The organism is Streptomyces celluloflavus (assembly GCA_000720995.1).
Classification (GTDB): Bacteria; Actinomycetota; Actinomycetes; order Streptomycetales; family Streptomycetaceae; genus Streptomyces; species Streptomyces celluloflavus.
Map to the genome: position 1 here is coordinate 54,473 of JOEL01000036.1, position 13,780 is coordinate 68,252.

General features: G+C 71.9%; 10 protein-coding genes. 4 read left to right on the plus strand and 6 right to left on the minus strand.

Going from position 1 to position 13,780, the window contains the following annotated elements:
• Positions 1-41: 41 nt before the first annotated feature.
• Both IH09_RS26430 and IH09_RS26435 read left to right on the plus strand, forming a co-directional pair.
• Entirely contained in the window at positions 42-1,553 is a 1,512-nt protein-coding gene (locus IH09_RS26430; RefSeq protein WP_342636958.1) for an LCP family protein, read from the plus strand.
• 49 nt (positions 1,554-1,602) lie between these two features.
• Positions 1,603-2,958 carry a hypothetical protein gene (locus tag IH09_RS26435; RefSeq protein WP_052859986.1) on the plus strand — a complete coding sequence of 452 codons (1,356 nt, stop codon included), beginning with the start codon at positions 1,603-1,605 and terminating at the stop codon, positions 2,956-2,958.
• A 100-nt stretch (positions 2,959-3,058) separates the two neighbouring features.
• On the opposite strand, the gene mgtA is transcribed toward IH09_RS26435, so the two are convergent.
• The 4 genes from mgtA to IH09_RS40210 form a co-directional block, all read right to left on the minus strand.
• Positions 3,059-5,746: a magnesium-translocating P-type ATPase gene (gene mgtA / locus IH09_RS26440; RefSeq protein ID WP_052859987.1), complete on the minus strand. Its 2,688-nt coding sequence runs from the start codon at positions 5,744-5,746 to the stop codon at positions 3,059-3,061.
• On the minus strand, positions 5,730-6,089 hold the full coding sequence (locus tag IH09_RS26445; protein WP_094793325.1) for an ArsR/SmtB family transcription factor: 360 nt from the start codon (positions 6,087-6,089) through the stop codon (positions 5,730-5,732). Before IH09_RS26445 ends, mgtA begins: the two co-directional genes overlap by 17 nt.
• 274 nt (positions 6,090-6,363) lie before the next feature.
• Positions 6,364-7,074: a class F sortase gene (locus IH09_RS26450; RefSeq protein ID WP_052859988.1), complete on the minus strand. Its 711-nt coding sequence runs from the start codon at positions 7,072-7,074 to the stop codon at positions 6,364-6,366.
• A gap of 122 nt (positions 7,075-7,196) precedes the next feature.
• The gene (locus IH09_RS40210; RefSeq protein WP_275126125.1) at positions 7,197-7,331 is read right to left on the minus strand and encodes a hypothetical protein; all 135 of its coding nucleotides are present in this window, start codon (positions 7,329-7,331) and stop codon (positions 7,197-7,199) included.
• 2,005 nt (positions 7,332-9,336) lie between these two features.
• Between IH09_RS40210 and IH09_RS26460 the strand changes: the two genes are divergently transcribed.
• Positions 9,337-10,575: an MFS transporter gene (locus IH09_RS26460; RefSeq protein ID WP_052860063.1), complete on the plus strand. Its 1,239-nt coding sequence runs from the start codon at positions 9,337-9,339 to the stop codon at positions 10,573-10,575.
• A gap of 91 nt (positions 10,576-10,666) precedes the next feature.
• Here IH09_RS26460 and IH09_RS26465 read toward each other — a convergent pair whose 3' ends face one another.
• Positions 10,667-11,401 (minus strand): chitinase, encoded by a 735-nt coding sequence (locus tag IH09_RS26465; RefSeq protein WP_052859990.1) that lies wholly within the window; start codon positions 11,399-11,401, stop codon positions 10,667-10,669.
• A 432-nt stretch (positions 11,402-11,833) separates the two neighbouring features.
• Positions 11,834-12,478 carry a TetR/AcrR family transcriptional regulator gene (locus tag IH09_RS26470; protein WP_052859991.1) on the minus strand — a complete coding sequence of 215 codons (645 nt, stop codon included), beginning with the start codon at positions 12,476-12,478 and terminating at the stop codon, positions 11,834-11,836.
• A 111-nt stretch (positions 12,479-12,589) separates the two neighbouring features.
• Between IH09_RS26470 and IH09_RS26475 the strand changes: the two genes are divergently transcribed.
• The gene (locus tag IH09_RS26475) at positions 12,590-13,780 is read left to right on the plus strand and encodes a cytochrome P450 (protein WP_052859992.1); all 1,191 of its coding nucleotides are present in this window, start codon (positions 12,590-12,592) and stop codon (positions 13,778-13,780) included.

A 13,780-nucleotide genomic window follows, 5' to 3' on the forward strand; every position in this document is an offset into this window, starting at 1 on the left:
CGTCTTTCCCTTGCACGGACCGCACGGATGGGTGTTCACACGTGACAGGCAGCCACAAGGCACGAGGCGAACGCCGTAGCGGGGACGCCCCCGCCCCGAGGCGGCGGAAGCGCAGCCGGGTGCGGATAGCCGCGACGATAACGCTCTCGATTCTCCTGCTCCTCACCGCCGGAGCCGGCTGGTTCTACCTCCGGCTCAACGGGAACATCACCACGTTCGGCGCGGACGGGGTGAGTCAGGACCGGCCCGGGGAGGGTGCGGGTGGCAGCAATGTGCTGGTCATCGGCTCGGACTCACGGTCCGGCGACAACAGCAAACTGGGTGGCGGGGAAGGCGATGTGGGGCGTTCGGACACCGCGTTCCTGCTGCATGTCTACGGCGACAACAAGCATGCGGTCGCGGTGTCGTTCCCGCGCGACACGCTCGTGGACATCCCGTCCTGCAAGCTTCCCGACGGCGGCTGGACCAAGCCGCGGACCAATGTCATGTTCAACGTCGCGTTCACCGTGGGCGAGACCGCCAAGGGCAATCCCGCCTGCGCGCAGAACACCGTGGAGAAGCTGACCGGTCTGCGCGTCGACCACACCGTGGTCGTCGACTTCGCGGGCTTCTCGAAGATCACGGCCGCGATCGGCGGCGTACCCGTGTGCCTGCCCAAGAACGTCTACGAGGGCGAGCTCAACCCCAATCTGGGCCGGCAGGGGAAGATCATCTTCGCCAAGGGGCCGCAGACGGTCGCGGGCCAGCAGGCGCTGGACTACGTACGGGTGCGGCACGGCATCGGCGACGGCTCCGACATCGGCCGGATCAAGCGTCAGCAAGCCTTCCTCTCCAGCCTGGTCAAGAAGGTCAAGTCGCAGGGGTTCAGCCCCTCCACCCTGCTGCCGCTGGCGAACGCCGCCACCGAGTCGCTGACCGTCGACCCGGGGCTGGGCTCGGCGAACAAGCTGCTCTCCTTCGCGATGTCGATGAAGGACATCGACCTGCACAACACCAAGTTCGTCACCATGCCCTGGCGCTATCAGGGCGCGCGGGTGGCGATCGTGCACCCCCAGGCGGACGAGCTGTGGGCGGCGTTGCGGGCGGACCGCACCGTCGACGGCAAGGACGCCAGCGGCAAGCCCGAGGGCGGCGCGGCGTCCGCGACGCCCGACGGCCCGGTCTCCGGTGCGGGCATAAGCGTCAGCGTCTACAACGGCACCGTCGTCAAGGGGCTGGGCGCCCGCGCGGCCGGTGAACTGAAGTCCGCGGGCTTCACCGTCACCATCACCGACACCGCCCCCGACCAGCACCACGCCACCACAGAGATCACCTACGGACCGGGCGCGCAGGACCGGGCAAAGACCGTCGCCCGCCTCTTCCCCGGCGCGCAGCTGCACCAGTCCGCCGCCGCCGGGATCAGCGTCACGGTCGGCCAGTCGTACGCGGACCAGCCCGCGGGCTCCGCCTCCGCCTCCGCGTCCTCCTCCGTCCCCGCCGAGGTGCCCTCGGACGTGGCCGACAAGGCCCGCTCCGCCGACGACAACCCCTGCTCCGATCTCTCGTACGGTTAGACGTAGTTCACCCCCCCTTGTCCCGACCTCAATTGAGGAGAACAGCACCATGTCTGCCATCCGCCGGACGTTGCCCAGGCTTCTGTCCGGTCTCATCCTCGCCGTGCTCGCGCTGGCCGCGGCGGCGGCCTTCATACCGCGTCCGGCGCACGCGGCGGGCGGCCTCGACGCTGTGGCCGATGCCCTCAAGAAGAGCCCGGTGTACGTCGATCCCCGCGTCCGGGCACAGCTGCCGGAGGCGGACGCCGAGGCCCTCGCCAAGAAGATCCGCGACGCGGACCGGCCGGTCTTCGTCGCCGTGCTGCCCGCCACCGCCGAGTTCCCGCCGCAGACGCTGCTCCAGGACCTGCGCACCAAGGTCGGTGTCACCGGTGTCTACGCCGTCCACCTCGGCGCCACCGGGTTCAACGCGGGGGCCGACCCGCGGGCGATGTCCCGCAATGCGGTGACCAACCTCAAGAGCGCCGTGAAGCACTCCCACCCCGGTGACGCCAAGGGCGTCGTGACGGACTTCGCCGAGCAGGCGGCCGCACAGGCCAAGGGGCACGCGCCCGACTCCTGGAGCGGCGGCTCGGGTGGCGGCTCCGGCACCGGGCTGCTGATCGGCGGCGCAGTGGTCGTGGCCGGCGGCGTGGGCGCGTACGCCCTGTTCCGGCGCGCGAAGAAGAAGCGGGAGGAGCGCGAGCGCGCCGAACTGGACGCCCTGCGGGTCGTGGTGGACGAGGACATCACCGCCTTCGGCGAGGCGCTGGAACACCTCGACTTCAGCCCCTCCGAGCCCGGCGCCGACGACGCCATGCGGCGGGACTACTCCGGTGCCCTGGACGCGTACGAGTCCGCCAAGACCAAGATGGCGGCGGCGCGCAGGCCCGAGGACGTCCGGGCGGTGACGGAGGTGCTGGAGGACGGCCGGTTCGCGCTGGCCACGCTCGCCGCGCGGCGCGGCGGCAAGCCGCTGCCCGAACGCCGCGTCCCGTGCTTCTTCGACCCGCGGCACGGGCCGTCGACCGTCGATGTGCAGTGGGCCCCGCCCGGCGGGGCGGCGCGTGCCGTGCCCGCGTGCGCGGCCGACGCGGCGCGGCTGGCCGACGGCCACGAGCCGATGTCCCGCACGGTGCAGACCGACAACGGTCCCCAGCCGTACTGGAACGCCGGACCGGCCTACTCGCCGTGGGCGGGCGGCTACTTCGGTGGCGGCATGCTCACCGGGCTCGTCGCGGGCACCATGCTCGGCTCCCTCATCAGCGCCCCGTCCGCCTTCGCCGACTCCCCCTCCCCCGACCTCGGTGCGCAGGGCGGCGACGTCTCCGGCGCCGACTTCAACGCCGCCGACTTCTCGGGCGGCTTCGGCGGCGGGGACCTGGGCGGCGGAGACGGCGGCTTCGGTGGCGGCGACGACTGGTGAGTGACATCCGGCCGGTGGTGCGCGCCCCGCGGGGCCGTGCCGCCGGCCGGGTGCCCGGGGCCCGGGGCGGCGGCAGGACCGCTCCCCGGGCCCCGTCGGCTCAGGACCCCTGCGACCGGCGGAGATAGCGCGCGCTGGCGGCCGCGAGCGCGACCCCGTACAGCGCGAGGACCACCGCGAGCAGCAGGTAGTACAGCGGCGGCGGGGCGTACATGCCCAGCAGCGGCCCCAGCGGGGAGAGCGGCAGCAGCACCCCCACGGCCGCGAGGGCGACGACGGCGAGCTGGACCGGGCCGGGCGCGCGCCCTTCGGCGGCCCGGCGGCCGGCGCGCAGCAGCAGCATCACCATCGCCTGGGTGAGCAAATTCTCGGTGAACCAGCCGGCGTGGAATATCTGCGGGTCACCGGAGCCCGCCGTCGTGTGGACGGCGAAGGCGAGGACCGCGAACGTGGCCATGTCGGCGGTGGCGTTGAGCACGCCGAACGCGGTGATGAAGCGGAGGAACGCACGCGGGCGCAGGACGGTCGGCCGGCGCATCGCGGCGGGACCCGGCCGGTCGAAGGCGAAGGCGAGCTGGGCGGCATCGAAGCAGAGGTTCTGCACCAGGACCTGCGCCGGGAGCATCGGCAGGAACGGCAGCAGCAGCCCGGCGGCGAGCATCGCGATGACGTTGCCGAGGTTGGAGGAGAGCGTGATGCGCAAGTAGGCCGCGATGTTGGCGCTGCTGCCGCGCCCGGCGGTGATCGCGCCGTCGATGGCGGTGAGGTCCTTCTCGGCGAGCACCACATCGGCGCCCTCCCGCGCCACATCCACCCCGCCGCGCGGACAGATGCTCACGTCGGCGGCTTGCAGCGCGGGCAGGTCGTTGACGCCGTCGCCGAGAAAGCCGGTGCTGCGCCCGCTCTCGCGCAGCGCGGTGACGATGCGGGCCTTGTCCTGCGCCGTGCAGCGCGCCACGGCCGTGGCCCGGCCGACGGCCGCGGCCAGCGCCTCTCCGCTGAGCGCGCCGAGCCGGTCGGCGGTGAGCACCTCGCCGGGGTCCAGGCCGAGGTCGTGGCAGGCCCTGGCCGCGGTGCCCGGGTGATCGCCGGTCAGGACCTTCACCTCCACACCGCGCCGCGCGAGGACCTCCAGTGCGGCGGCGGCGGAGGGCGCGAGCGCGTCACGCAGTTCGATGAGCCCGAGGAAGGTCAGCCCGCGCAGGTCCGCGGCGGTGTACGCGCCGGAGCGGGCGGGGCGTTCGGCGACCGCGACTGCCAGCAGGCGCAGACCGCTCGCCGCGCCCCGGTCGGCCAGGGCGAGCAGGTGCTCGCGGGTGGCCGTGTCCAGTTCCGGTTCCGCGCCGTCGGCGCGGAACGACGCGCACCGGTCCAGGACGTCCTCCACCGCGCCCTTGACGACGAGGGTGTGCGTACCGTGTTGCCCGGGGCGGCGGACCACGGCCGTGGCGAGCCGGCGGACCGGATCGAACGGCAGCGCCGCGATCCCGTCGTACTCCAGCGGGTCCGCGGCGAGTTCCCCGGCCGCCTCCAGCACCGCTTCGTCGAGGCTGTCCGGGACGGGCAGTTCGGCGAGTTCGAGGGTCCAGAAGCTGTTGACGGCCGCCCAGCCCAGAACGTCCGGGTCGGGGCGGCCGCGCGCGTCCACGGCCCGTTCCACCACCGGGCGGTCCTGGGTGAGCGTGCCCGTCTTGTCCAGGCACAGCACATCGATCGCGCCGAGGTCGTGCAGTGCGGGCAGCCGCTTGACGATCACGCCGCTGGTACGTGCGAGGGCGGAGGCCCCCCGGGCCAGCGCGGCGGTCACGATGACCGGCAGCATCTCCGGGGTGAGGCCGACCGCGACGGCGACCGCGAACGGCAGGGTCTCCAGTCCGCGGCCGCGCAGCGCGCCGTCCGCCATCAGCACCAGCGGCGGCATGATCAGCATGAAGCGGATCAGCGTCCAGGCGATGCCGTGCACCGAGCGGTCGAAGGCGCTCTGCGCGCGCCGCCGGGGCGGGCGGTAGGCGGCGAACCGGGTGTCCGCGCCGGTGGCGACGACCAGCGCCGTCCCGCTCCCGGAGGCCACGCTGCTGCCCTGGAAGCACATGTGCGGCGGCTCCGGCAGCCCCGCGCTCTCGTCGGACGGCGCGTCGACGGCGTACTTCGCCACCGGTGCGGACTCGCCGGTCAGGGCCGCCTGATGCACGGTCAGCCCGCTCGCGCGCAGCAGCCGCAGATCGGCCGGCACCAGGTCGCCGGGCCCCAGGCGGACCACATCGCCGACCACGAGCTGGTCGACGGGGATCTCCCGCGTCTGCGGCGGCGCCGCGTCGTCCGCCCGCCGCTGTACGGAGGCCGTGGTGGCGACCAGTTCGCGCAGGGCGGCCATCGACCGGCTGGCGTGGTGCTCGCCGCCGGACCGCAGGACGCAGCTGACCACGACGAGCACCATGATCACGCAGGCCGTCCCCCAGGAGGCGACGGCCGCCGAGACCAGGCCCAGACAGAGCAGGACCGTGGTGAAGGGATCGCGCAGACTGCCCAGAAAGCGCCGCGGCCAGGAGACCGGCCGCCAGGCGGGGACCGTGTTCTCGCCGTGCCGGACCAGGAGGTCCCCGGCCTGTTCCTCCGTCAGACCGCGCGGTCCGCTGCCCAGCAGCCGCAACAGCTGAAGGGTGGTGAGCGCGGCCGGCTCGCCGCCGCCCGAGCCGTCCGGCGGGGCATGGCCGGCCGGAACGTCCCGGATACCGGAAGGGGTGCGGCCGGTTCCGGGTACCGCGGTGGTCTCAGGCACCGACGTCACGGAGGGGTGCCGCGGCCGGGTGTCCGGCGCGGTCGGCCAACTGGACGACCAGCAGCCGGACCACGGCCACCACATCGGGGTCGTCGACGAGGTACACCACCCGGCGGCCTTCCCGGCGCGACCGCACCAGTCCGGCCAGCTTCAGCTTCGTCAGATGCTGGCTCACCGCGGGCAGCGCGCCGCCGACCCGCTCCGCGAGCCCGCTCACATCGCTCTCGCCCTGCGCCAGCGCCCAGACGATGTGCAGCCGCGGCGGCGAGGCCAGCAGTCCGAACATCGCGGCCGCTTCGGCCAGCACCTCGGCCGGCGGATCCACCATGCCACCCTTGCTGCCCATCACCACTGCCGCTCTCCATCCCCCTGGGGCGTCACCCGTGTCCCCGGAACGCCCAGTCTAGGCGCCGCGCGACACGCCCTCCGGCGTACGGGGGCACGGGGCAACCCGGCGACCCGGCGACCACGGACGGCAGGGCCGCCGCTCCGGGCGACCGGGTGTCCGTCAGGGCGGCCGTGGTCCGTTCCGGCATGCCGGTGCGCCCCGGGCGGTACGCGCGGTACGGGGTTCGCCGTCCGTCACGTACGGCCCGGGGCATCGCCGGCCGCTCGGGGGCCGCGGTTCAGGCACGTTTGGACGAGGTGAGGTGGGCGAACACCACCACGTTGTCGGTGTAGTCCTTGGCCGTCTTGTTGTAGGCGCCGCCGCAGGTGATCAGGCGCAGCTGCGGGGTGGCCGCCTCGCCGTAGACCCGCTCGTCGGGGAACTCCGCCTTGCTGAACGTCTCCACGGTGTCGACCTTGAACGTGGCGACGGTGCCGTCGTCACGGGTGACGGAGACCGTGTTCCCGGCCTTGAGCGTGCTGAGCTGGAGGAACACGGCCGGGCCGGTCTTGGTGTCGACATGGCCCGCGACGATCGACGTGCCGGACTCACCGGGTGTGGCTCCGCCCTGGTACCAGCCGACGAGATTGCTGTTGTCCGCGGCCGGTGCGTTGAGCTGTCCCTTCGCGTCGAGGGTCAGCGCGGTGAAGGGCGCGTCGACGGCGATCGACGGGATCGTGAGCCGCTTCGGGGTGGCGGGAGGCAGCGCCTGGGCCACCGAGGTGGCCGGCCTGGGGGCGTCGGGAGCCTCGGGGGCGTCAGGGGCGGCGGGGGCGGGGACGGCGGCCCGGGGGCGGGGCAGTGGCTGGGTCTGTGCGGAGGTGCCCATGGAGTTGTAGAGGAGGAAAACGCCCAGCCCCACCGCGGCGATGGGCCACAGCAGGGCACGGCCGAGGGAACGGGGGGCGGGGGCGGAGGGGTCCGGTTGGGGTGGCGGCTGGGTGGCCATGGGGCGGTGCCTTTCGGGTGGCGGACACGATGGCGGGGCGGGAGGGGGAGCACACATGCAATCGCCGCGGCCACCGTCCGCGAGGGACGGTGGCCGCGACAGGCAAACAGCCTGCGGCCGGATCAGGCCGCCGTGGTGCCGGAGTTGTTGCGACGACGCAGGACGTACGCCCCGGCGCCGAGGCCACCGAGCAGCAGCACACCGCCGGCCGCCATGCCGCCACCGGTCATCGCCATGGCACCGCCACCGGTGTGCATACCACCGTGCGGACGCCCGCCACGGTCCCAGCCGCGGTCCCAGCCGCGGTCGTGGTCCCGGCCGCGGTCCCAGCCGTGCGCCCGCGGTCGTGGTCACGGCCCCGGTCGTGGTCCCGGCCACGGTCGTGGTCACGACCCCGGTCACGGTCACGGTCCCGGTCACGGTCCCGACCGCGGTCACGGTCACGGTCCCAGTCCCCGGTCACAACCTTGGCGAGGGCACCGCCACCGGTGTGCATACCACCGTGCGGACGCCCGCCACGGTCCCAGCCGCGGTCCCAGCCGCGGTCGTGGTCCCGGCCGCGGTCCCAGCCGTGGTCCCGACCGCGGTCACGGTCACGGTCGTGGTCACGGTCACGGTCCCAGTCCCCGGTCACGATCATGGACAGGGCACCGCCACCGGTGTGGACGCCGCCGTGCGGCCGGCCACCCCGACGGCCGTGGTCGTGGTCCCAGCCGCGGTCCCAGCCACGCCCGCGGTCGTGGTCCCGACCCCGGTCGTGGTCACGGCCACGGCCACGGTCGTGGTCCCGACCGCGGTCACGGTCACGGCCCCGGTCGTGGTCCCGGCCACGGTCGTGGTCACGGCCCCGGTCACGGTCACGCCCGCGGTCGTGGTCCCGACCCCGGTCGTGGTCACGACCCCGGTCACGGTCACGGTCGCGGTCGTGGTCCCGGCTGTGGCCCGGACCGCCGTCCGTGCCCAGGCTCTCGGTCAGTGTGATGGCATTCGCCGCGGGAGAGGTGATCGCGAGGACCGCCGTGATGGCGGCCGAGGCGAACAAGGTGCGGGCAGTGCGCATGGGGAATTTTTCCTTTCGCCGCGTCTGCGAGGGCCGACACGTCATCGGCTCATGGCATCGCAGTAGCGACGTGATCACCGTCAGTCGGATCGCGACTCGGCACCACCGGAGAACGCCGCAGTCGAGTTACTCCCTGGGCCCTTCGGGTTGCCCGGGGCCCGCAATTCACCCATTGGGCGGCGCGCGGCGCCTCAGCGGCGTCATCACGTTGGGGTAGCGGCCGCTCCCGCGACGGATTCCGGTGGGTCGCCGCGGCCGCTGCGGACAGCCGAGCGGCCCGGTACGAGCCCCGGCCGCCGGGTTGAGCGGAACCAGCCGCGCAACCGCGACAAGGGCCGGTCACCTGGGCACAAGGGCCGATCGCCCCGGCACGGAGACCGCTTGCCTTGGCACGGTGGCGGCGACGGTGGCGCTGGACGGGCTCGCCCCTGCGACGGCGGGGGGCCGGGCGACTCGGAGTACCGGGGTCCGGTGCCGCCGCAGATAGGGGGAGCGGGCGCCTGGCAGAGGGAGGCGGGTTCCGGGGCTGCTCGGGTCGGCCGCGTCCGGCATCGAGGACGCGCCCCCAACCAGCTTTCACATACGGGAACTTGAGGTGCCCCAGCCCACTCCTCCCCCTCCCCGTCCGCTTCTCCCCTGCCGCCTGCCCTGTGGCGGCGACGGCACGGCGCACCCGGTTCACGCGATCCGGATCACCCCATCTCCCCCTGACCGTGCCCTCACCGCCGGCCGGGGTACAGACTCCACGGTCACAACAACGCCTCCACGTAAGCCTGTTGAGACAGTGCATGCTTTCACCGAGCTCTCCTGGACAGCACTCGGGCGGGAAGCCGCCCGCCGCCCGCACCGATCTCCACCACCGGCCGCTACTTCCGCCACGACCGCACCGTCCTGCACTGCATCGCCCTCGCGCACCGCACCGCCATCGCACACCGCCCCACCCTTCGACAACGCTCCACCGCTCACGCCACCGACAGATCGCACACAGCGGGGCTCGTTCCCCGCTTGTACAGGCCGCTCTTCAACGGCGCGCCCCCGTGCGCGTACCGGCCCGACAAGCCTGGGACCCCGGCACGGGCGACGGCGTGCCCGCTGCCGGGTTGACCTCTCACGGCCCGTCCGCCGGAGCCCGTGGAACGGCACGGCACGTACCTGCCGGTGATCACGGGGCCGGTGGGGCGCGGGATCGTACTGTGGCGACCATGCCCCTTCGCCATGGCGGAAATCAGCGCTTCGGATATCCGGTGGCGGCGGTCGTGTTCGCCATCGGGATGGCCGGCACGACGCTGCCCACGCCGTTGTACGGGCTCTACCGCGAGCAGCTCGGGTTCTCCGAACTGATGGTGACCGTGGTCTTCGCCGCGTACGCCGTCGGTGTGATCACCGTTCTCCTCCTCGCGGGCAACCTCTCCGACGTGGTGGGCCGGCGTCCGGTGCTGCTGTGCGCGCTGGGGCTGTCGGCGGCCAGCGCGCTCTGCTTCCTCTTCGAGGGCGGGGTGCCGATGCTGCTGGTGGGGCGGGTGTTGTCCGGGTTTGCCGCCGGGCTGTTCAGCGGCACCGCGACGGCCACCGTGCTGGAGCTGGCGAAGCCCGGCCAGGAGGCGCGCGCGGGGTTCGCGGCGACGGCGGCGAACATGGGCGGCCTGGGCTGCGGTCCGCTGCTGGCCGGGCTGCTCGCCCAGTACACGCCGTGGCCGCTGAGCCTGCCCTTCGTCGTACACCTGGCACTGCTGGCCGTCGCGGGCGTCCTGACCTGGCTCGTACCGGAGACCGTTCGGACCGCCCGGACCACTCGGACCGACGGGACCACGGGCCGGGGGCAGCGGCCCCTGCGATCCGCACGACGGCGTCCGGCGGCGCTCCGGGTGCCGCCCGAGGTCCGTGGGGTCTTCGCGCCCTCGGCGATCGCCGCGTTCGCCGGTTTCGCGCTGCTGGGGCTCTTCACCGCGGTGGCGCCGAGCTTCGTGGGCCAGACCCTGGGCGTGCGCAATCTGGCCGTCTCGGGCGCGGTCGTCTTCACCGTGTTCCTGGGCTCAACCGCCGGGCAGTCCTTGACGGGACGGCTGGGCATCACCAGGGCCCTGCCGGGCGGCTGCCTGGTGCTGGTGGCGGGCCTGCTCCTGGTCGGCGCATCCCTGGTGGTGGAATCGCTGCCGCTGCTCGTCATCGGGGCGGTGCTCGGCGGCACCGGCCAGGGCCTGGCCTTCCGGGCCGCCCTGACCGCTGTGAGCGCCGCGGCACCGCCCGAGCACCGGGGCGGCACCATCTCGGCGTTCTTCGTCATCGCCTATCTGGGCATCTCGCTGCCGGTCGTCGGAGTCGGCGCGCTGACCCTGTGGCTGGGCCTGCGCGGTGCGGGCCTGACATTCGCCGGCTGCGTCATCGTCCTCGCCGCGTGCGTCGGCCGCTACGTACTGCGCCGACCGCCGACGGAGAGGTGACCGCCGGACCGTCCGAAGCGGTGAGCAGCCGCCGAATCGACCACTCACCGCCCCGTGCCGGCCACCGCGTCAGCGGCCTCGCCGGCCGGTGTCAGCAGCTCAGATTGCCGCCGGGCTCGGTACCCAGGATCTGTACGAAACTCACGTAACTGTTGATCCGGCTCTGCACCTGTCCCGGGTTACCGCCATTGCACTCGATCGCACCGTTGATACTGCGGATCGTCTCGCCGAAACCGGCTCCGTTGACCATGGCGTCGTGCGCGGTCATCGTCCCCGGACCCTTCTGGGTGTTCCAGTACCAGAGGGCGGTCTTCCAGGCCACCGCGGCGTCCCGCTCCACCAGATAGGGGTTGTTGAGCAGGTCGATGCCGAGCGCGTCGCCCGCTGCCTTGTAATTGAAGTTCCAGCTCAGCTGGATCGGGCCCCGCCCGTAGTACGCGGCCTGACCGGCCGGGCAGCCGTACGGCTGGGTGGCGTCGCAGTAATGCGGATAGTTGCCGGTGTTCTGCTCCACCACATAGACGAGGCCACCGGTTTCATGGCTGACGTTCGCGAGGAAAGCCGCGGCTTCCTGGCGTTTGACGGTGTCGCTTCCGGTGTTCGCGAACTCCGGATAGGCGCTGAGGGCCGCCGTCAGGCCACTGTAGGTGTAGAAGGAATTCCGCTGCGGGAACATCTGCGTGAACTGCGCTTCGCTGACGACGAACCCGGCGAATGGTGCGCGGGCTCCGGAGACGGACGCCGTCGCCGCCGCGGTCGGTATGAAGAGGGCTACGCCTATGGCCAGGAAGACGGCGCTCAGCAGCGCCGCGATACGAGACTTCACTACGGTGACTCCTTGACCCCAACCGAACCGGTTGGCAATGGTGTGGGAATTTCCGCTGGCGTTGGTGTGGGCATGGGTACGGGATTGGCGGGCGTGCGAACAATTGCAGGTGCGGTTCCAGGCACGGAAACCGGCAGAGCAGACCGCACGATCCGCAAGCCGACCGCGGCGCCGCGCCCAACGACCCAGCCGCGTCCGTCACTTCACCGCACGCCGCACACATTCCATCCCAGGAAACAGAAACGGAACACACAGAACATATGAAGCACCCGGGGCTTATGAAGTATGTGAACCAAAGGGGCGGAATGGGGGTGAGTGAGCGGACCGAGCCGTATGGCAGTGGATGCTGACGACGCCTGGACCCGCTCAGGCTATGGGCGTGGTGGCGAGCGCGTCCATAGCGCCCCACGGAGCGCGGCACCGTTCGGCCGCCTATGCCTGTCCGGTACGCGCGCCCTCGCCGTATCCCTCACCGGATCCCTCACCCTGGCCGCCCGGCAAGTCCTCCAGCAGGCTACCGAGAACGCCGAGCACCAATTCGCACACCGCGTCGGGGTCGGCGCTCGCGAGCGGCTCCTTGGCGACGACCACTCGCATCAAGCCAATTCCCAGCAGCCAGGAGAGCGCCAAATCGGCGCGCAATCCACCATTTTCGGCCTGCGAGAGCGTCGCCAGGACCTCTGCGTACTCCTTCCCCAGCCCACGGAACGCTTCCGCGATCTCGTCGCTGCCGCCGATGGACCGCAGGCACACCTCCAACGAGCGGTCGGTGGAGGGCCCGCCGCTGACCAACATGCCGCGCAGCGCGACCTCGAACAGCTTGTCCGCGGAGGTGGCCTGCAGCTGCTCCTGGCCGCCACGCGCCATCACCTCCCCGAGCAGCGCTTTCTTCGAACCGAAGTACCGGAACAGCAGGGCCTGGTTGACCCCGGCCCGCGCGGCGATGTCGCGTACGGTCGCGCGCTCGTAACCGCGTTCCGCGAACAGATCCGACGCCGCCTTGAGCAGCAGCAGCCGGGTGCCTTGCGCGTCCCGGCGGCGCTCACCCGCCTCGCTGTCGTACGAGGACTCCCCCATCACCACACTCCTCTCCGGCGGCCTGTCGGACGACGGCCACAATGCATCGTTGACCGCCCCAAGAGCGCGGCCTATCTTGCGTAAGCAGGTGCTTACACAAGGGAGGTCACATTGACCACGGCTGACACAGCACCCGTCTCCTACCCCTTCAACATGCCCGAGAGCCTTGCGCTCTCCGAAGAGTATGACCAGGCCCGCAACCGGCCCGGCCTGCTGAAGGTACGTATGACCTATGGCGAACCGGCCTGGCTCGTCACCCGTTACACCGAGGCCCGCTTCGTCCTCGGCGACCAGCGGTTCAGCCGGGCCGAGAGCGCTCGGCGCGACGAGCCCCGGCAGTCCGAAGGGAGTCGCGACGGTGGCATCCTGAGCATGGATCCGCCCGATCACACCCGGCTGCGCTCACTCGTCGCGAAGGCATTCACCGTCCGTCAGGTGGAGAACCTCAGGCCGCGGGTCAAAGAGCTGACCCACGAACTCCTCGACGAATTGGAAGCCGCGGGACCGCCCGCCGACCTGGTGGACCGCTACGCCCTACCCATCCCGGTCGCCGTCATCTGCCAATTGCTCGGCGTACCGGCCGAGGACCGTCCGCGATTCCGGGTGTGGAGCGACGCCGCGCTGTCGACGAGTTCCCTGACGGCCGAGGAATTCGAGGCCAACCGCGAAGAACTCCGCGCCTATATGGGACAGTTGGTCGAGGAACACCGAAGGGCCCCGCAGGACGATCTGATGACGGGCCTCATCGATGCCCGGGACGTCGACGACCGGCTCTCGGAACTCGAACTCATCGACCTGTGCATCGCCGTACTCGTCGCCGGGCATGAGACCACCGCCACCCAGATCCCCAATTTCGTTCTCGCGCTCATGGACAATCCGGGCCAACTCGCCGCGCTGCGCGCCAAGCCGGAACTCATCGGCACCGCCGTGGAGGAGTTGCTGCGGTTCGTCCCGTTGGGCAGCGGCGCGGGCCAGGCCCGGTACGCAATGGAAGACATCGAGGTCGGCGGCACACTGATACGCGCCGGATCACCCGTTCTGGTCGCCGTGGGCGCCGCCAACCGCGATGCGCTGCGCTTCGACTCGCCGGGCACGCTGGACATCACCCGGACCGGCAATCAGCATCTGGGATTCGGCCACGGCGTTCACCACTGCCTGGGCGCACCGCTGGCCCGGCTGGAACTCCAGGAAGCACTGAGCGCCCTCATCAACCGGTTCCCGAAGCTGCATCTGGCCGGCGATGTGGAATGGAAGACCGAGATGCTGGTGCGCGGGCCGCGGGTCATGCCGGTGGGGTGGTGA

Coding starts and splice junctions, on each gene's coding strand:
- IH09_RS26435 (WP_052859986.1), top strand. CDS start 1,603: ATGTCTGCCATCCGCCGGACGTTGCCCAGGCTTCTGTCCGGTCTCATC.
- IH09_RS26450 (WP_052859988.1), bottom strand. CDS start 7,074: ATGGCCACCCAGCCGCCACCCCAACCGGACCCCTCCGCCCCCGCCCCC.
- IH09_RS40210 (WP_275126125.1), bottom strand. CDS start 7,331: ATGCACACCGGTGGCGGTGCCATGGCGATGACCGGTGGCGGCATGGCG.
- IH09_RS26460 (WP_052860063.1), top strand. CDS start 9,337: ATGCCCCTTCGCCATGGCGGAAATCAGCGCTTCGGATATCCGGTGGCG.
- IH09_RS26470 (WP_052859991.1), bottom strand. CDS start 12,478: ATGGGGGAGTCCTCGTACGACAGCGAGGCGGGTGAGCGCCGCCGGGAC.